Origin of the sequence: Miltoncostaea oceani (assembly GCF_018141545.1) — a bacterium.
In the GTDB taxonomy this organism is placed as follows: domain Bacteria; phylum Actinomycetota; class Thermoleophilia; order Miltoncostaeales; family Miltoncostaeaceae; genus Miltoncostaea; species Miltoncostaea oceani.
On record NZ_CP064357.1, the window covers coordinates 314150 to 332309 of the forward strand.

The window sequence follows — 18160 nt, forward strand, 5'->3', positions numbered from 1 at the left end:
TCGCCGGCATGTCCATCCTCGAACGACCGGGCGCCCCTCGGCGCCGCCCGTGGCCCCGAGCTGACGCGGAGCTCTCGCGTTGGCGCGATCCGGTGTCGCTCGCCTCGTGGGTCGGGCTCGCCTCGATCCCGGTCCTCAGCGTGGCGGCCATTGCCGACCGGGCCGTCTGGTGGTGGCCACTCGGACTGGTCGGCTTCTACGTGGTGTCGGCCCTCGTGGTGCGCGACCGCTTCGCGCCGCTGGCGATGACGGCGGTCGGGGCGCTCAGCATCTCGCTCGTCCAGGGCTGGGACTTCAGTACCGTCACCCTCGGCGGGGTCTGCGCGCTTGGGCTCTGGGTGATGTGGAGGGCGCTGCTCTCACCGATGCCAAAGCCCGCAAGCCATCGGGGCTCAGAAGCCGAGCGGGCCTGGCTGTCCCACGAGGTCCGCCGGCTGCGCGTCGAGATCGAGCTGGACGAGGGAGATGACCCGCAGGTCTCCGCCGATCTGGCCCGCGATCTCCTCGAGCGCCGTGCCCACCTGGCGGCGCTCGAGGGAGAGGCCTAGCGGGACCGCATCTGGGTGATCGCCTCGGCGAACCGCCCGTGGGCGTGGTAGGTGCCGAGCAGCCGGCCCTCGACCCAGTAGGCGGTCGGGGCGCGGCGGGAGAGGCCGCGGAGCACGACCTCGTGCTTGCCGACCCGGGCGATCGCGCAGGAGTCCGCGCGCGGGTGTTCGGCGAGCATGCCCGCGATGAAGGTCTCGTCGACCTGCTCGAGCGCCTCGCGAAGCATCGCCTCGTTGCGGGCGACGAGCCCCGGCCAGACGAAGCGGAGCTGGGCGAGGGCGGCGCGCGGGGAGAAGGAGACCTCGGGCACCGTGTCGGTGGTGGCGGCGTTCTGGGGCGGTGCGACGAGGGTGCTCATGGTGATCTCTCCGGGTCTCGGGTTCAGGGGTTCTAATCGCTCAGCGCGTACACGCGATGATGGCTGAGAGGCCTCTTCGCGCGGGCGCTTCTCGCGCTCTCAGGAGGTGGTCGGTGGGCCGGGCAGGACTCCAAGCACGTTCGGTCAAGGCGGGCTTAGGCTCGATGGCGCCGATGCCTTTCCTCGCCCTCATCTGGAGCATCGCCGGCGCCCTCAGCCTCGTGCTGTGCCTGGCGCGCGCTGATGCCCTCTGGGCTTCGACCGCCGCGGCCATGGCGACGATGGGCATCCTCTCGAGCGCCGGCGCTGGAGTCCCCGTCCAGGTCCTGGCGGGGGAGGTGGCCTTCCTGGCGATCAGCTACATCCACTGGCGCTCGGTCTGGTCGTCGGACCCACCGCTGGCCGGCGGATAAAGGGCGGCCCCGGGCGATCCCGGCCCTACGATGAGCAGTGATGAGCCGGGGACGAGGAGCGCGACCGTTGACGTCCCTCGCGGGCCCCCGTGTCCCTCGGGCGCCGATCGCGACCGGCCCTCCTGACATCGCACCACTCCTGACCGAGATCGAGCGCCGGGTGGTCGACCGGGCGGGGGACATCATCGAGACGGCGCTCGTCGACCATGTCCTCGAGCTCCCGAGGGACTACTCGGGTCTCATGGGTGGCCTGAGCGGCGACACCCGGCTGCCGGCCATGGACCTGATGGTCCTCGCCGAGCTCTGCTGTGTGGAAGCTGATTTCGAGGACGCACGCGCCCGGGTGAAGGAGGCGATCGCCCACCAGGAGGCATTCCTCACCGAGCTCGAGGCGGCGACCCTGTCGCCGCGGACCCGGGCCTCACAGCAGATCTGGCGCCTGCTCAACCTCGACGGCATCAGCGACGCCACGAACGCACGCGCCGACTATCTCAAGGGACAACTCGACCTGCTCGAGGCGTGGACGGCGGTGCTGGGCGAGCTCGATGACGATCTGGAGATGGCCATATGCGGCGCCCGTCAGGGCTCGATGCCTGACGGGCAGTCCTGGCTCTTCGGCAGTGATGAGCGCCTGGTGCGCTGGCATCTGCGGCTGCGCGAGAGCGAGCGGTCCGTCATCGAGCTCCTCCGCAACGGCAAGCCGGACCTGGCCCGCGCGCTGACGGTGTCCCAGCTCACCGATCACCCCGACCGCGCGAGCAACCGGGCGTTCGTCGGCTCCTGGGATGATGAGGAATGGGAGATCGCCTCCCGCCTGGCACGGGCATCTGAGGAGCACATCACCGGGCTCGGTCTGTTCTCGAGGAAGTCCGCATTCGCGCTCGAGGCCGCCAGGGCCCGCCCGAGCGGGATCGCCGCAGAGCTTCTCGGCCCCCTGGCGAGCGGCCCCGAGGCCCGGCACCCGAACCACCGCCACCGGCCGCATCTGAAGCTCCCGCTCCGGGGCAGCGCCTCGGATGTCCATGAGACATGGCGCGGCCTGATCCGCGACGCCGCCTACCACGGCTTGAACGGCGAGTACCACCTGCAGGACACCCGTCATCTGCGCGCGAGCGTCGGGGCGACCCGGGCCACCGTCCGACAGATGATCTCCGCCGGAGCCGAGCCCGTCGTGGTCGCTCGCTCGTTCAGTGAGACCCTCTATCCGAACCAGCAGACCATTCCGGAGCTCCCCGTCGACTTCAGGGAGGGCCGGTGCCTGTACCTGGGAGCGCGGGTCGAGGCGTCCGAGGACGGGCGGACCGTGGAGATGCTCGCCCTGACCGAGCTCAACCTCTCGACCGGCGCCCGGCAGGCGAACACGATCCACGAGGCGGCGCGTTCCTGTCGGGACTGGCCGCTCGATCTCTCAGACCGCGAATGCGATGTGATCGTCTCATGGTCAGGAGCCGCGCTCGAGCTGCATGACGAGCCGGACCGCTCGCACGTGACGCCACCGCCGGCGCTCGATGCGGTGCTCCAACCGAGTGCCTGCACACACCCTGGCGCCATGTGGAGGGAGGACCAGGCCATCGGGGACTCGCTTTCGGACCTGCTGGCGCTCGACTGCCCCCGGTGCCTTCGCAGCCGCCTGGCTGTGATCCCGGTCCACCGACTGCCGCTGTCGCACCCGAGCCGCCGGGAGGCGCTGGCGCATGAGGATGCCTACCTCACGCGCCAGCGCACCCGGGAGGCCCTTCGAGGGGCGGGCGAACAGCAGCTCGCCTCGATCACCTCGATCGAGGGGCTTGCGATGCGAGATGGCCTGGCCGATCTCTCTGTCCCGCGCTACACCGTCGAGCCATCCGCTCCGGCGACCGCCGCCACGGGACGCAGGACCATGAGGGACATCCTCGCCAACACCTCCCGGCGCTGAGGCGTCCTGCCCTCAGGCGGAGATCCCGACTGGTCCCCGTGACGCCAAACATCTCGTGAGTGTCGGCCGGGGATGCGCGGAAGCCGGGGCGTCGTCGAGAAGGGCCCGGGGGAGGGGGCAATTTTTGACCCCCCACCAGCGGGGGGAGGGGGCAATTTTTGACCCCACAAAAGAAAGGGGGACTGACTAGGTCTTCTTGGAGGAGGAAGAGCTGGTCCTACTGGGACCTAGGGGAAGTGACAGAGAGGACCTAGGGCCTAGGGGAACGAGGCCTAGCAGGACTAGGGGGCGCGCCCGCTAGGCTGCCGCGATGCGACGACTGATCCCCGTGGTGTGCCTTGGGCTCCTGCTCGCCCTCGTCAGTGGGTGCGGCTCGGAGGACGGCGGCGAGGCGTCGCCCCCCGTCCCCGATGACGCCGCAGCGGTTGCGACCGCGACCACGGCCGAGGAGCCGACCCCCGCAGCACCGGCAGCTCCCGCTGAGCTGGCGCTCACGGTGAATGCCGCCGAGATGGCGGTCGCGGACTCCCTTCCGGACATCCCCTACTGGGAGGGCTACGCCTTTCGGGGGACCCGTAAGGGAGACGACGCCGTCTGCGTGAACCGGATCCCTCCCCGTGATGACCCCGACGCGACCGTCTCCCATGTCGTCGTGACAGGCCAGACGCTCGCGCTCGGTGAGCCCTTGGACGGTCCGTGTGCGAAGGCTGCGGAGAACGCCGACAAGGCGATCGAGCGTGGGCGGACGTTCTTCCTCGCGATGGACGACGACGCGATCCTCCTCGAGGAAGTCGTTGCCGGCGCGCAGGAATCCCGTCCGGGATCGGTCGCGAACCTGCGCCGGATCGAGAACCGGATCCGTCAGCGCCTGAACGCCTATCTGCTCACGGGGGCCGAGACGTCGGTCGGGGCGAACCTGATCCTCTCCGCGGCCTCTGACGCCGTCTTTGCCGCCGAGGCTCAGGATGTCGCGAAGATGGCCGAGATCCGGCGCGAGATCAGCGAGGCCCGGACGACGATGACCGCGGAGTTCATCGGCTAGGGGTTGACCGCCCTTCCGATGTAAGGCTCGCCCTAGTGTCGCCACTTGGCGACAGACCGGAGAGCCGAAGGATCAGGAGTCGACCGGGCTTGGCGCGTCAGCGGATCCTGATGTGGCAGCCGGTGACGGGAGCGCGCGCCTGCTGCGACGCCCTCTTGACGGTTGCTTCTCTCCACGGTTAGGTTGAGCCGCCCTCACACTCGCCGTGGCGCTTGCACGTCCGGTGCGCGGGACCTCCTCAACCGACACGAGGCCAGCGATGAGTTCCCGCGGTGTTGTTCTCTTGACGCTTGTGGGTCTTGCGGTGGGGCTGCTGGCCGGCGCGGAGAAGGCCCCCGCGACGATAGGCGTCGTCCAGAAGGGGTCGATCGAGTGCCACAGCGGCAGAACCTGGGCCGTGGCGCCGGTGATCAGGTCGAGCGGTGTCTCCTGGTGGTGGCCGTGGTTCTACACCGAGGAGAACGGCGTCGGGAAGTGGACCCGAGGGCAGATCCAGTTCCAGTGGCCGGGGCAGGGGCCGTGGCTGATCCCATCGAACGGCGTGAACGCAGGGGCGCAGGACGGGCCCCGGCAGGAGCGGTTCGGCACCCCCTTCCGGGCCGCTGTCAAGAACTACATCTACGACGCGACCGATGGGCGCTGGTACTACGACTATTCGGATGGACTGTGGTTCGCCGTGAACCAGGGCACCTTCAGGACGGGGACGGTCTATTGCAACCCGTGATGGGCCGTGTCGAGGATCGGATTCCGCTGTGAGCGCGCCGCCGGCACCTGGGAGCCCCCACCGTCGAGCTAGGCCGTGGGTTGGGCGGTCAGCCGCGACGCTGATCGCGGTGAGCGTCGTCGCGGCGTTGGGGCTGGGGGTGGCACCGAGCCTCGTCTCGAACGAGAAGGCCGCCGCCCAGAACCCCTCTCTCAATCCCATGGAGAAAGTGGTTGCGGGAGGCTTCTATAAAGCGCGTCTCACCTACGAGAGGACGACGCCGGTCTACCGGCCGGGGTACAGCAGCTCGAACTTGGACGATGTGCTCGTGAGCTGCCTCACCATGAGTCCTCGTCGTTGGGACGGGAGGAGCTACAAGGCCAGATGCAGTGTGAGCTGGCTGGCTCGTGAGTATCGGCGCCTGACTCCTACGACGTACGGATACATGCTTCTTCGGCGCTGCAAGCTGGTGCCAACGCGCTCCTGGGCGCGACGCTGGGGGAGCACCCGGGCGATCATCGTTCCGACCGTTGGGCGCTTTAGCGTCTTGAACGGGACTGCGACCACCAAGTGCCGGGTTGTTCAGCGGCTCGGCCGGGTCGACCGGTTCGGCCGGTACACGCCGACCATCGCGTCGCAGGCGCCGATTCCCCCGCGGGTGCCCCCCGTTCGAGCGACCCCCGCCCCGCCGCCCGCCGCCCCGGTGCCCGGCTACGCCGGCCCGCCCCCGTTCCCCCCTCCGCCTCCACCCTCAGCGACGCCTTTGTCGTGATCGGACGCGCGCGTCCCGGCGCCCGCTCCTTGGCGCCGGTCGGCGGGGGATGAGTGGGAACGCCAGGCGGGGCGCCGGGACGCGGCGGCGGCCCCATCCTGGAACGGTGAGAAACGAGCGGGGGAGACGGGCCCCGCTCGCACACTGGCCCGATGGACCGACGCCAGATCATCGCCATGGGAGGCGGGGGCTTCTCGGAGGAGCCTGACAACCCACTCCTCGACGACTTCGTCTTCTCACAGTCCGGAGCGGAACGACCCCGCATCCTCTTCCTGCCGACGGCGATGGGCGACCACCCGGGGCTGCTGCTGAAGTTCTACGCGGCGATGGGCCCCCGCTCGTGCGTGCCGAGCCACCTGCCGATGTTCGTGCGCGGCCGCCAGGATGTCCGCGAGCAGATCCTCGGGCAGGACATCATCTACGTCGGCGGGGGCAACAGCGCGAACCTGCTCGCCATCTGGCGCGCCCACGGCATCGACCTGATCCTGCGCGAGGCCTGGGAGCGCGGGATTCTGATCGCCGGCCTCTGCGCCGGGGCGATGTGCTGGTTCGAGCGTGGCATCACCGCCAGCTTCGGCGGTGATCATCTGGTCCCCTTCGACGACGGCCTCGGGATGCTCGCCGGAGCCTTCTGCCCCCACTACGACTCGGACCCGCGCCGGGCCCCCGCCCTCCAGGCCGCCGTCGCCGAAGGGGCCATGGACGGTTACGGCGTCGAGGACGGCGCCGCGCTCCACTTCCGCGGCCTCGACCTGGTGGAGGCGGTCAGCTCACGTGAGAGCGCCGCCGCGCACCGCGTGTCGCTCGACCCGACCGGCGGTGTGCTGGAGACCCGTCTGGAGACCCGCTACCTGGATGTCTCCCCGCCCGGACAGTCCGGGATCGGACCCTCGTTCCCCTGGTAGCGGCCGCCGGCCCTACCTGGAGGTGATGGGGCTCTCGAGGCCGTGGACCCGGCGTCCGGCGTCGGTGAGCTCCCAGAGGTGCTCGGTCTCGGTCGGGTGGCATTCGAGGTGGCCTGCGTCGCGCATCAGGGTCAGCGCGCTCTGGAACTGGCCGTTGCGTGTGATCTCGGTGCGGGACACGACGACCGGCCGCAGCTGATCGGTGCTCTGACGGCCGTCCTGGTCGAGGATGGCTGCGATCGTCGCGGCGATCTGCGCGAGTGGCCCTCCCGGGCCGACGACCTCTGCGGGCGGGATCATCTTCTCGTGTTCCTTGTCTCGGGTGCTCTGGCCTCGAGCATAGGCCGTGCGCCCCCGGCTGCAGGCCAGGGCGAGAGACCTGGGGGGCGGGGCCTTGGGCCTCGGCGCCGCAAGACCCATGAGACGCGGCGGCTACCCCAGCTGGTCGGTGTACATCCCGTCGCGCCCGGTCTGCTCGAAGTAGGAGAGCCGGTTCAGGTCGGGGGTGGCGCCGGGAGTGCTCGCGTCACACGGCGCCCAGCCCTGTCCGGAGACCATGACCGAGAACCAGCCGCGCGCGAGACACTCTGCGATGCCCGGCCATGAGCCCTGCCAGGCCGATGCCTTCGGGTCGTGTCCCTCGCAATCGCAGCCGAGGCGCTGGCCCTTGCAGACGGAGCATCGCTCGACGTCGCAGCCGGGACGGTGGTGCTCTTCGACGCAGGCCCCGCAGTCCGGGCAGTCGGGGAGCTCCTGTGCCATCTGGGGATCCCCGGAGTCCGCCGGCATCAGGAGGCGTCCTCGTCGACGCTGACGCGCTCACCGATGCCCGGGAGCCGCAGCTCGAGGACGTCGACCATCCAGCCGGGCATCCCGCCGTAGCTGGCGCCGACAGCGTCGATGACGACCTGCTCGGTCGTCTCCGGGTCCTTGAAGGCCGCAAGCGCCTCGGGGTTGTCGGCGAGGTGGAGCCCGAGGTTCACGAGCAGGTTCATCAGATCCACGGCCGGGTCGTGATCGCCGTCCAGGCCATCGGTGAGGAAGTCGGCGGCGGCATTCAGCGCGGTGCTCACCGTGGTGCGGTCGATCGTCGTCGGGGTCTCGCTCACGTCTGTCTCCTCGCGGCGCTGGGGGTCCCCATCAACGTAAGCCGCCCTCGGCGCCGTGCCTCGCCCGGGAGGAGACCCTCCGGACAAGAGGATCGACGTGCCCCAAGCGCCTGCGAAGCAGCCGATCGCACCCCGGTAACGGCCCCTGCCGCCGCGAGAGATGGGGCGACCGGCTTCCCGGTCTCGTTCAACGACGATCGTGGGAGCTGGCGGGTGTCCCCGCCCGATCCCACAAGGGGTCAGTCGCTGTTGTCGGCGAGGATCAGCAGGCGCCACTTGCCGAAGAACGGGTCGGTGGCCTCACCGTTCCACTCGAGAAGCCTGTCGAGGTCGGCCGGCAGCTGATCCGATGCCAGCGCCTCGAGCAGCCCGGCGTTCTCCTCACCGTCGATGTCGATGGGGTAGAGCCCCTCGAGCAGGAGGGGGTAGGCGCGCCGGCAGCGCGCCGGCCAGAGACCCGCGAACGATGACTCCAGGAGGCGGTCGTAGGCGACCAGTTCATCCAGGAGCGGAGGGCCGAAGGCGCCGATGTTCGATGAGTGGAGCTCGCGGCTGATCCGCTCCATCGCACTCAGCGTCTCGGGCCGGGGGGTGAGGATGGTGCCGACGACCTCGACCTGCGCACAACCGACGCCGGCGCACTGGTGGATCAGCCGCATCCACGAACGGCTGGATCCGGGCTGCCAGAACACCTCCGATGCCTCATCGAGCTCGGGAGAGAGAACCAGCAGCGGCAACCTCAGGCCGAGCTCGTCCGGGTAGGCGACGTCTTCGTTCATCACCACTGACACTAGCCGACGACGCGAGAGCGCCGGCGCCTCTCGACTCCGCTCACCTATCCCATGGGGGCGCCCCCGGAACCGGCCAGGGTTCGTGTCAGAGGCCTCGATGAGAGGCGCCGAGAATCATCTTCCTGACTCGCCGCTACCGTGCGGGTTTTCACCGCCTTTCGCCTGCAAACGGCAAGGTCCGGAGCGGATGCGAAAGCCCGGCAATCGGGACCGGGCGGGGTAGTGTCAGTCATCCGTCGCGCCGTTGGCGCGCACCCCTTTCGAGACGCCCCAAGGAGGCCTCCACACCCATGACCACTCAGATCGCCAGCGCCACCATCACCCTCTACACCCGCCCCGGCTGCCCCGGCTGCCGGATGAGCAAGCAGGTCCTCGAGCGCAACGGCGTCGAGTTCGAATCCCGAGATGTCAGCGAGGACGCCGACGCGCTCGCCGCGATCCAGACCCTCGGCTACACGTCCCTGCCGGTAGTCGTCGCCGGCCTCGAGCACTGGTCGGGCTACCAGCCGGACCGCCTCCAGGCCCTCAGCGCCTGATCGGCGTGGAGCTGCGGATCGTCTACTACAGCGCCCCGAGTGGGAACACCCGGCGCTTTGTCGAGCGCCTCGGCCTGCCGGCTGCTCGCGTCGACGATGACGAGGCCCTGCGCGCCCTCGGCGAGGGCCCGATCTGCCTGGTGACCCCGACCTACAGCGGCCGCGTCCCGGCTCCGGTGGCCCGCTTCCTGCGGACTCCTGAGCACCGGTCCCGGCTCGCCGGTGTGATCGCCGGGGGGAGCACAAACTTCGGCGCTGACTTCGGCCGGGCGGGCAAGCTCGTCTCCTCGGCGTGCGGGGTCCCGCTCTTGCACACCTTCGAGCTCAGCGGCCTGCCCGAGGACCTCGAGATCACCCGCAGACAACTGGAGAGCATGTGCAAGTCCCCGCACCCATCGACTACCTGAGCCTCAACAGTGAGCTGAACATCTACGGCCCCGACGGCCGTATCCAGTTCGCAAAGGACCGCGAGGCGGTGCGGGGCTACTTCCTGGAGCACGTCAACCCGAACACGGTCTTCTTCCACAACCTGGAGGAGAAGCTCGAGTACCTGGTGGCCAACGGCTACTACGAGGCCGCGTTCCTCGCCCAGTACCGGCCGGCGTTCGTGAAGGAGCTCTTCAAGGCGATCTACGCCCGGCGCTACCGGTTCACGACCTTCGTCGGCGCCTACAAGTTCTTCACCGGCTACGCACTGAAGACCTTCGACGGCAGTCGCTACCTCGAGCGGTACGAGGACCGGATCGTCGTCTGCGCCCTCTACCTGGCGCGCGGGTCGGAGAAGCAGGCCCGCCTCCTGGCCGAGGAGATGATCGCCCAGCGTTTCCAGCCGGCGACCCCGACCTTCCTGAACTCCGGCAAGGCCCAGCGCGGCGAGCTGGTGTCGTGCTTCCCCGCCGGCACGCCGGTCGAGACGACCGAGGGCCCGAAGGCCATCGAACTGATCCGGGTCGGCGACACGGTCATCACCCACGACGGCTCGGCCAAGGCCGTCACCGACGTGATGGAGCGCGCCAACGAGGAGGGCCTCGTCGCCCTCTCGATCTCCGGTGTCTCCGACGTCTACTACAGCACCCCTGAGCACCCGGTCCTCGTCCACCGCCCCGGCGCCCAGCACGACCTGCGGCCGTGCCTGGTCGGCGACGGCGACCAGACCGACGTCTGGTGGGTCCGCGCCGGCGACGTCCAGGAGGGCGACCTGCTGGCGATCGACCCCCGTCGCATCGGCGAGGCGACGGCTGAGGAGGACGTGGCCGCCCTCGCGGTCCCCTCCAACGTCGCGACGCTCGAGCGCCCCTCGCGGTCGAAGGCGGCCAGGGCGGCCGCTGGCGCCCAGGCGACTGAGGTCCTCCGGGTCATCGCCGGGCACCTCATGGCCCCCGTGACCAAGGCCCGCCGGACGCCCCGCGCGCCCATCACCGTCTACAACCTCGAGGTCGAGGACAACCACACCTACCTGGCGCGCGGCGTGGTGGTCCACAACTGCTTCCTGATCCAGATCGAGGACTCGATGAACTCGATCGGGCGCGCCGTCAACAGCGCCCTCCAGCTGTCCAAGCGTGGCGGCGGGGTGGCCTTCAGCCTCTCCAACCTGCGCGGCGCCGGCGACCCGATCAAGAACATCGAGGACCAGTCGAGCGGCGTCCTGCCGGTCATGAAGCTGCTCGAGGACTGCTTCTCCTACGCCGACCAGCTCGGCGCCCGGCAGGGAGCCGGGGCCGTCTACCTCCACGCCCACCACTGGGACATCGAGACGTTCCTCGACTGCCGCCGCGAGGCCGCCGACGAGAAGATCCGGATCAAGACCCTCTCACTCGGGGTCGTCGTCCCCGACATCACCTTCGAGCTCGCCCGGGGGGACGAGGACATGTACCTGTTCTCCCCCTACGACGTCGCCCGCAAGTACGGCAAGCCCTTCTCGGACGTTGTGATCAGCGACGTCTACCGCGAGCTCGTCGACGACCCGGGGGTGCGCAAGCGCAAGATCAAGGCGCGCGCGTTCTTCCAGCTCCTCGCCGAGGTCCAGTTCGAGTCCGGCTACCCGTATCTGCTGTTCGAGGACAACGCCAACCGGGCCAGCGCGGTGCCCGGGAGGATCGTCATGTCGAACCTCTGCGTGACGGGTGAGACCGAGCTCCTGACCGACAAGGGGCCCCGCCGGGCGAAGGACCTCCATGAGTCCGGCGAGGATCTGCGCGTGATGGTCGACCGGCGCACCATCGGGACTCGAGAGGCGAGCCTGCGCGGCCTGGAGGAGTACCCGGCGATCCCCATGGCCCTGACCGCTCGACAGGCCGAGGTCTTCAAGGTCTCGACCGTCGAGGGCTTCGAGCTGCGCGCGACCGCTTGGCACAAGATGTTCATCGAGCGCGATGGGGAGGTCCTCGAGGTCCGTCTCGCGGAGCTGATGCCCGGCGACCACCTGCTCGTCCAGTCCGGTGAGGGCCGCTTCGGCGACCATCACGACCCGGACCTCGCGTACCTCGCCGGCTGGCTGGCGGGAGACGGGACCTTTGGGGAGCTGAGGAGCGGCGCCGACACCGCTCGCTGGGACCTCTACGGGGACAAGGACCAGTTCGTACCGGATCTCGAGCTGGCAGCCGTCAACAGCCTTGCTCAGCACCATGACGGCGATGTCCACCACTCCTCGACGCTGACGCCTGCCTTCCGTGGCGAGTACGCCGGCCGGCGCAGCCTCTCGAGCGCGCCGCTCACCCGGGTGCTCGAGCGGCACGGTATGACGCGTGAGTCCAAGCTGCGGGTCCCGCAGTTCGTGAGCGAGGGCAGCCGCGAGACGGTCTGTGCCTATCTGTCCGGCGTCTACCAGGCCGACGGGTCGGTGTGCGGCGACGCGAAGGCCAAGACGTGCTCGATCCAGCTGGGCTCCGTCGACCGCGGGTTCCTCGTCGAGGTCCAGCGTCTGCTTCTGAACCTCGGGATGTTCAGCCGGATCTACGCCACCAGGAAGGCCGGCACGAGCCTCCTGCCCGATGGCCGCGGTGGGCAGCGCGAGTACCCGACCCAGCAGCTCTACACCCTCCGCATCAGCGACGCCGTCGGACGAGAGCGGTTCATGGACACCGTCGCGCTCTCACCGGAGGCGCAGGTCAAGTTCGAGCGCCTGAACGCGCCGTTCCAGAAGCCCTACTACCAGGCGCCCCACCGCTTCCGGGCACGCGTCGCGTCCGTCGCACCGGACGGGATCGAGGACGTCTACGACACGACCGTGGATGAGGCCCATTCGCTCATCTTCAACGGCTTGGTGACTGGGAACTGCTCGGAGATCCTGCAGCCCCAGGAGGCCTCTGAGATCGATGACGAGCAGGCCTTCGTGGAGGTCGGCAAGGACGTCAGCTGCAACCTCGGCAGCCTCAATATCTCCCAGGTCATGGCGGGTCCGGACATCCGCCGGACCATCGACGCCGCGATCCGTGCCCTGTCAGCGGTCTCGGACATGTCCGACATCAGCTGCGTGCCGACGATCCAGGCCGGCAACCGGCGCTCACACGCGGTCGGGCTCGGCCAGATGAACCTCCACGGCTACCTGGCGAGCCAGGAGATCCACTACGACTCGCCGGAGGCGGTCGACTTCGTGGACGCCTACTTCCGGACGGTCGCCTACCACGCGCTCTGGACCTCGAGTGTCATCGCCCGCGAGACCGGCGAGTCCTTCGACGGCTTCACCGAGAGCGGCTACCACTCGGGGGCCTTCTTCGAGCGGTATGCCAAGGCCTGGCGCCCCCGCACCGCGAAGGTGCGGCGGATCATGCGCGACGCGGGCATCGAGCTTCCGAGCGTCGAGGACTGGGCGCGGCTTGCCCGCCATGTCCGCCGGCACGGCATGTACAACCAGAACCTCCAGGCCGTCGCCCCGACGGGCTCGATCAGCTACGTCAACCACGCGACCGCCTCGATCCACCCGATCACCTCGATGATCGAGATGCGCAAGGAGGGCAAGATGGGCCGGGTCTACTACCCGGCGGCCCACCTGGACGACGAGAACGCCGAGTACTTCAAGGACGCGTATGAGATCGGCCCTTACGCGCTGATCGACGTCTACGCCGCCGCCGCCCAGCACGTGGACCAGGGGCTCTCCTGCACTCTCTTCTTCACCGAGGAGGCCTCGACGCGCGACATCAACCGGGCCCAGATCTACGCCTGGCGCAAGGGCCTGAAGACCCTCTACTACGTGCGCGTGCGAAGCGCCGTGCTCGAGGGCACCGACACCGAAGGATGTGTTTCATGCGCAGTCTGAGCGACGAGGCAACCACGCCGGCGCCCGGGGGCGCCCTCGCACCATCGGCGTTGATCGTCCCGAAGCGTGCGATCAACTGGAACGCCCTCGAGGACGAGCTCGACAAGATGGTCTGGGAGAAGCTCATCACCCAGTTCTGGGTGGCGACGCGCTTCCCGATCTCCAACGACCTCACCTCCTGGCGCAAGCTGACGCCGGCCGAGCAGGAGCTCGTGCTCCACGTCTTCGCCGGCCTGACGCTGCTGGACACGATCCAGGGCTCGGTCGGTGCGCCGGCGCTGCTCGCTGATGCGGCCACCCCGCACGAGGAAGCGGTGCTCGCGAACATCGCCTTCATGGAGCACGTCCACGCCCAGTCCTACTCTCAGATCTTCCAGACGCTCGCGTCGACCACGGAGATCAACGCGGCCTTCCGCTGGGCGGCCGAGAACGAGCGCCTGCAGTTCAAGGCGCGGACGATCCAGGGTCTCTACGCCGACCCGGATCCGCTTCGGCGCAAGGTCGCCTCGGTGATGCTCGAGTCGTTTCTGTTCTACTCGGGCTTCTTCCTGCCGCTCTGGCTGAACGGCCACGCACGGCTGCCCAACACCGCGGACATCATCAAGTTCATCATCCGCGATGAGGCGATCCACGGCTACTACATCGGCCACAAGTTCCAGCGCGGCCTGGAGCGTGAGCGAAAGCGGACCCAAGGTGAGATCAAGGACTTCGCCTACGACCTGCTCGGCGAGCTCTACGACAACGAGGTCCGCTACACCCAGGACCTCTACGACGCCTTCGGGCTGACCGAGGACGTCAAGGTCTTCCTGCGCTACAACGCCAACAAGGCCCTCATGAACCTCGGCCTCGAGCCGCTGTTCCCGTCCGAGCCGGTGAACCCGATCGTGCTGAGCGGCCTGTCCCTCGGTGCCGAGACCCACGACTTCTTCTCGACCACCGGGTCGTATGTGGTCGGGCGCTCCGAGCCGACGACCGACGAGGACTGGGACTTCTGAGGGTCCCCGCTCACCCCCGGCCCCAACAGCCGGCGGTGAGCGGGTGATCACTCGCCGCGGCGCACCTCGATGACCTCGGCGGGGGTCCCCAGGCGGGCGATGAGCGCCTCGACCTGGAGGCGGGCCTCGGCCTGCGGTCGCTCGATGATCAGCTCGTAGCGGCCGGGGCCGAGGACACCCGACTCCGAGCAGTCAGGGATCGGATCCGTCTCAACGCGGTCGTCGATCGCGAGCGTCGCCTCCATGAACGCCTCGGCGTCGGGAACCGCGAGGACGAAGCTCCAGATGTCCCAGCTCTCGTCAGGTGTCCCGCTCACAGTCCTCCTCATCGCCGGCGGCCACCGGCCCGATCAACATAGGCCGCCCGGGCCCAGCGGGCTGCCCTCGTGATGCCGTGAGGGCCGGGAGAGCGTGGACCTCAGGGGGTCTCGGGAGCCGCCCCGTCGCCCGCGACGGGGCGGCCGCGCAGGACGACGGTGCGGGCAATCTTGTCGTGAAGGCCCTGGCGCCGGGCGGTGAAGGCGACCATCAGGTAGCCGATCAGCAGCGTCAGGTTCGAGACGATCTTCGCGAGGTGCCGGGCGAGGGCCCGGTTGAAGGTCAGCCGCCGGCCCTGCGCATCGGCGACGTGGAGCCCGAGGAGCTGCTTGCCGGGAGTCGCCTGCTGGGCGCTCGACTCGAAGAAGGCCGCGTATGCGAGTCCCACGATGAAGAAGTAGAGGTTGGCGAGCCCTCCGAGGTGATCGAGCTTCATCGCGACCTCATCGCCGGACACCCCATGGCCTCCGAGCCACATGGAGGCGACGATGAACGCGAGGCTGGCGCCCGCGACGAGGACGGCGTCGAGGAGGGAGGCGACGACCCGGCGCCAGAAGCCGCCGTACGCGGACCGCTCCATCGGCGGCTGATCGAGGGGTGCCGGCGACTGATCGGACGAAGGGCTGCTCATCGCCGGCGATCATGGGGAGCGTGTCGACCGGCACGTGAAATCCTTCCCTGTCGGGGTCATTGGCGCCCTGGCGCCCACAGTTGTTCTCGCCCGGGATCGTGCACGTCGAGGTCCACGGGCACTGACAGTCCTCACAGGTCGAGGATTGCCCTCGTTACCCGACCCCGCGTCTACGTTCGGGGGATGACCGCCCCCTCACTCACGACCGTCCGCCTCGACTCCGATCTCGATGAGTCGGTCAACTGGGTGACGGACCTCGGCGGCGCGGACGGGATGATCGAGACCCGCTACGTGCGCCGCCGCGACGACTACCTGATCTGCTACCTGTCCTCACAGGGAGGCTGCGGGCGCGGGTGCCGGATGTGCGCACTGACGGCGAGCCGCCAGACCCGCGGGATCGACATGACCGTCCCGCAGATCATCGCTCAGGCGCGGACGGTGCTCGACCACTACGACGGCCTCGTGGCCGACGGCTGCCCGGTCGCGCAGACGATCCACTTCAACTTCATGTCGCGCGGCGAGGTGCTCGCGAACCCGCTGATCCGCGACGGCGCCGACGAGATGCTCTGGGCTCTGACGCAGATGTCGCGCGAGCGAGGGCTGATGCCCTCCTTCAAGCTGTCCACCATCATGCCGCGCGCGATGGCCGATGAGGACCTGAACCGGATCTTCGGTGGGATCCCGGTTGACTTCTACTACTCCCTCTACTCGACCGACCCCGGTTTTCGCCGGCGCTGGCTGCCGGACGCCCTGGACCACGAGGAGGCGCTCGCCAAGCTGGTGCGCTACCAGGCCGCGAGTCGCAAGGTGCCGGTGATCCACTGGGCCTACATCGAGGGGGAGAACGACAGCGTCGCCGACACACAGGCGATCGTCGCCGCCGTGAACGCCGCCGGCCTGCGCTGCGACGTGAACATCGTCCGCTACAACCCCTTCTCCGCGGAGCAGGGGCGCGAGCCAGCACTCGAGGTGATCGAGCGCAACGCCGCCATCCTCGCCGCGGGCATCCCGGGAGCACGGGTCCAGATCGTCGGTCGGGTCGGCTTCGACGTCAAGGCATCCTGCGGGATGTTCGTCGGCGGACGTCAGCGCCAGACCGTCGGCTGAGCCCGCGGCCCTTGTTCAAGCGAAGGGCCGCTCGTGTGGGCAATGACGTCCGTTGTTCACACGGGTGAGAACTCGAATGCGGTGAGGTTCAGCCGGCGGCGTTCGCGAGCAGCCAGGCCTCGGTCGCGGGTTCACCGGCGAGACGCCGGACCTCGGCAGGGTCGATCAGGGGCTGGGCGGCGAGGCTCGAGTAGTCGCTGGTGATCATCAGCGCCATGCTCTCGCCGAGGACCCGGGTGAGGGAGAGGGCGATCCGCGGGTGCTCGTCATCGGGCGTGCCGGCGAAGGCGCCGAGCCTGCTGAGCTCCTCGATGGTGCGGCAGGCCGCGATCAGCGGCAGGCCGATCTGGCGGCCGATCATCACCATCTCGCGCAGCGCGGCCTCATGGGAGGCGGGGTCGTCCTGGCTGTCGGCGAGGAGGCGGATCGCGTCCTCATAGGTGGGGATGGCGTCGATGACGACGCGGGCGAACTCTCGCTTCCAGAGCACGATCTGATCGGGTTCCATGAGTCGCGACCATAGGCGCCGTCCCGTGCCACCGAGGCCCTTCTCGCTTGCGTCCGAGTACCGCGTCGAGCAGGAAAAGTCCGCTCACGAGAACCAGGCAGCCGTCGTGCGAGGGCCTACGTTGATGTCAGTAATGGCACGCGGACAAGGAAAGAACATGAAGATGGCGACCCCGACGGTGCGGAGCACTTCCGCCGCCCCTGGTCCCCTGACCGCGACCCTCGCCGCCCAGGCGACCCCGAGCGACCCGGCGATCCGTCACCGGCGTATCGGCTCGACGGCCCGGCGTGCGGCGACCCTCTGCGCCCTCGGCACCGTTCTCCTCTCGGCCCCCGCGCTCGCCGCGGCGGCTCCCGGTGACGCCCCGGCCGCCAACTGCCCGGACGGCATCGTCCTCGGCGTCGGCATCGCCCCTCCGGCGACCGTGGCCCCCGGCCAGACCCAGACCTTCGACTACACGGTCTGCGACCGCGTCGTCTCCGACTCGGAGTACGTGACCTCGCAGGTCGTCCGCCTCCAGGACCCCCGGCGCTCGCCGACCTACCCCGGCAACGCGGTCCCGATGACCCCCGCGAACCGCAGCGCCTACCCGAACATGAGCGGCACCTACACCGTGCCGATGGGCTCCGCCCCCGGCACCTACTCGGTGGTCGTGAACTACTACTCCTCGCCCGGTGCGCTGAACTCGCAGGCGACGATCAACTTCGGCGTCGCGGCCCCGACGGTCGCCCCGCCCTCCACACCCGCATCCCCGATGCCCGAGCCGATCTCGCCCGCTCCGGTCGCCCCCGCCCCGGCGGCAGCCCCGGCGCCGGTCTTCGTGCCGCGCGGCGAGCCCGGTCCGGTCGCGCGTCCCCTGGCCGCCCGTCTGGCGCTGGTCAAGACGGCCGACCGCCGTGTCGTCCGCGCCGGTGGCACCGTCCGCTGGACCCTTCGCCTTCGCAGCACCGGCACCGGCGCCGCGCGCGCCGTCCAGCTCTGCGACACCCTGCCCCGAGGCATGAGCCTCGTCCGCGCCCCCGGCGCGAAGCTCCGCGGTGGCAAGGTCTGCTGGAGCCTCGGCACCCTGGCTCCCGGCGCCTCCCGCGTCCGGGTCCTGACCAGCCGTGTCGACCGCAACATCGGCACCGCCCGCCTGATGACCAACCGCGCCGCCGCCACGGCCTCGAACGCCCCCCGTGTCGCCGACGATGCCAGCGTCAGCGCCCTCGGCAGTCCGCGTCAGCGCACCGTCGCCACCACGGGCTGAGCCT

Annotated in this window: 19 protein-coding genes and 2 pseudogenes; 13 read left to right on the forward strand and 8 right to left on the reverse strand. The window is 69.4% G+C overall.

From position 1 onward, the window contains the following. The first annotated feature begins 8 nt into the window (after positions 1-8). Positions 9-548, forward strand: a complete 540-nt coding sequence (locus tag IU369_RS20360; protein WP_217925066.1) for a hypothetical protein — start codon at positions 9-11, stop codon at positions 546-548. On the opposite strand, the gene IU369_RS20365 is transcribed toward IU369_RS20360, so the two are convergent. After that, positions 545-907: a hypothetical protein gene (locus IU369_RS20365; RefSeq protein WP_217925067.1), complete on the reverse strand. Its 363-nt coding sequence runs from the start codon at positions 905-907 to the stop codon at positions 545-547. The two genes, IU369_RS20360 and IU369_RS20365, sit on opposite strands and share 4 nt — an antisense overlap. A gap of 173 nt (positions 908-1080) precedes the next feature. Between IU369_RS20365 and IU369_RS20370 the strand changes: the two genes are divergently transcribed. The 5 genes from IU369_RS20370 (at position 1081) to IU369_RS20390 (ending at position 6657) form a co-directional block, all read left to right on the forward strand. Next, positions 1081-1320 carry a hypothetical protein gene (locus IU369_RS20370; RefSeq protein WP_217925068.1) on the forward strand — a complete coding sequence of 80 codons (240 nt, stop codon included), beginning with the start codon at positions 1081-1083 and terminating at the stop codon, positions 1318-1320. 67 nt (positions 1321-1387) lie between these two features. Next, positions 1388-3235, forward strand: coding sequence for a hypothetical protein (locus IU369_RS20375; protein WP_217925069.1), 1848 nt, complete (start codon positions 1388-1390; stop codon positions 3233-3235). 496 nt (positions 3236-3731) lie between these two features. Beyond that, positions 3732-4277, forward strand: coding sequence for a hypothetical protein (locus tag IU369_RS20380; RefSeq protein ID WP_217925070.1), 546 nt, complete (start codon positions 3732-3734; stop codon positions 4275-4277). Positions 4278-4581: 304 nt separating this feature from the next. Continuing rightward, positions 4582-5001 (forward strand): hypothetical protein, encoded by a 420-nt coding sequence (locus IU369_RS20385; RefSeq protein WP_217925071.1) that lies wholly within the window; start codon positions 4582-4584, stop codon positions 4999-5001. Between the two features lie 903 nt (positions 5002-5904). Beyond that, the gene (locus tag IU369_RS20390) at positions 5905-6657 is read left to right on the forward strand and encodes a Type 1 glutamine amidotransferase-like domain-containing protein (RefSeq protein WP_217925072.1); all 753 of its coding nucleotides are present in this window, start codon (positions 5905-5907) and stop codon (positions 6655-6657) included. A gap of 12 nt (positions 6658-6669) precedes the next feature. Here the strand turns inward: IU369_RS20390 and IU369_RS20395 are convergent, their stop codons facing one another. The 4 genes from IU369_RS20395 to IU369_RS20410 form a co-directional block, all read right to left on the reverse strand. Beyond that, positions 6670-6957 carry a helix-turn-helix domain-containing protein gene (locus IU369_RS20395; RefSeq protein ID WP_217925073.1) on the reverse strand — a complete coding sequence of 96 codons (288 nt, stop codon included), beginning with the start codon at positions 6955-6957 and terminating at the stop codon, positions 6670-6672. A 132-nt stretch (positions 6958-7089) separates the two neighbouring features. After that, positions 7090-7419: a hypothetical protein gene (locus IU369_RS20400; protein WP_217925074.1), complete on the reverse strand. Its 330-nt coding sequence runs from the start codon at positions 7417-7419 to the stop codon at positions 7090-7092. A gap of 26 nt (positions 7420-7445) precedes the next feature. Continuing rightward, a complete protein-coding gene (locus IU369_RS20405; RefSeq protein WP_217925075.1) occupies positions 7446-7766 on the reverse strand; it encodes a hypothetical protein in 321 nt (106 codons plus the stop codon). A 239-nt stretch (positions 7767-8005) separates the two neighbouring features. Further along, a complete protein-coding gene (locus IU369_RS20410) occupies positions 8006-8545 on the reverse strand; it encodes a hypothetical protein (protein ID WP_217925076.1) in 540 nt (179 codons plus the stop codon). 302 nt (positions 8546-8847) lie between these two features. Between IU369_RS20410 and IU369_RS20415 the strand changes: the two genes are divergently transcribed. The 5 genes and pseudogenes from IU369_RS20415 (at position 8848) to nrdF (ending at position 14343) form a co-directional block, all read left to right on the forward strand. Continuing rightward, the gene (locus IU369_RS20415; protein WP_217925077.1) at positions 8848-9093 is read left to right on the forward strand and encodes a glutaredoxin family protein; all 246 of its coding nucleotides are present in this window, start codon (positions 8848-8850) and stop codon (positions 9091-9093) included. A gap of 5 nt (positions 9094-9098) precedes the next feature. Continuing rightward, positions 9099-9500 (forward strand): class Ib ribonucleoside-diphosphate reductase assembly flavoprotein NrdI, encoded by a 402-nt coding sequence (nrdI, locus tag IU369_RS20420; protein WP_246551669.1) that lies wholly within the window; start codon positions 9099-9101, stop codon positions 9498-9500. After that, positions 9470-10096, forward strand: a pseudogene (locus tag IU369_RS23895) (ribonucleotide reductase N-terminal alpha domain-containing protein); the annotation flags it as partial. The gene nrdI and the pseudogene IU369_RS23895, both read left to right, overlap by 31 nt. Positions 10097-10450: 354 nt before the next feature. After that, positions 10451-13348, forward strand: a pseudogene (locus IU369_RS20425) (LAGLIDADG family homing endonuclease); the annotation flags it as partial. Then, a complete protein-coding gene (gene nrdF / locus IU369_RS20430) occupies positions 13336-14343 on the forward strand; it encodes a class 1b ribonucleoside-diphosphate reductase subunit beta (RefSeq protein ID WP_217925079.1) in 1008 nt (335 codons plus the stop codon). The pseudogene IU369_RS20425 and the gene nrdF, both read left to right, overlap by 13 nt. A 47-nt stretch (positions 14344-14390) precedes the next feature. On the opposite strand, the gene IU369_RS20435 is transcribed toward nrdF, so the two are convergent. Together IU369_RS20435 and IU369_RS20440 are read right to left on the reverse strand one after the other, a co-directional pair. After that, complete coding sequence (locus IU369_RS20435) at positions 14391-14660, reverse strand: hypothetical protein (RefSeq protein WP_217925080.1); 270 nt, start codon at positions 14658-14660, stop codon at positions 14391-14393. 101 nt (positions 14661-14761) lie between these two features. Then, entirely contained in the window at positions 14762-15292 is a 531-nt protein-coding gene (locus IU369_RS20440) for an RDD family protein (protein WP_217925081.1), read from the reverse strand. Positions 15293-15475: 183 nt separating this feature from the next. Here IU369_RS20440 and IU369_RS20445 point away from each other — a divergent pair, with 183 nt between their 5' ends. Further along, the gene (locus IU369_RS20445; protein ID WP_217925082.1) at positions 15476-16399 is read left to right on the forward strand and encodes a hypothetical protein; all 924 of its coding nucleotides are present in this window, start codon (positions 15476-15478) and stop codon (positions 16397-16399) included. Between the two features lie 88 nt (positions 16400-16487). Here IU369_RS20445 and IU369_RS20450 read toward each other — a convergent pair whose 3' ends face one another. After that, complete coding sequence (locus IU369_RS20450) at positions 16488-16907, reverse strand: hypothetical protein (RefSeq protein WP_217925083.1); 420 nt, start codon at positions 16905-16907, stop codon at positions 16488-16490. A gap of 157 nt (positions 16908-17064) precedes the next feature. On the opposite strand from IU369_RS20450, the gene IU369_RS20455 reads away from it, so the two are divergent. Next, a complete protein-coding gene (locus IU369_RS20455; RefSeq protein ID WP_217925084.1) occupies positions 17065-18156 on the forward strand; it encodes a DUF11 domain-containing protein in 1092 nt (363 codons plus the stop codon). The last annotated feature ends 4 nt before the right edge of the window (positions 18157-18160 follow it).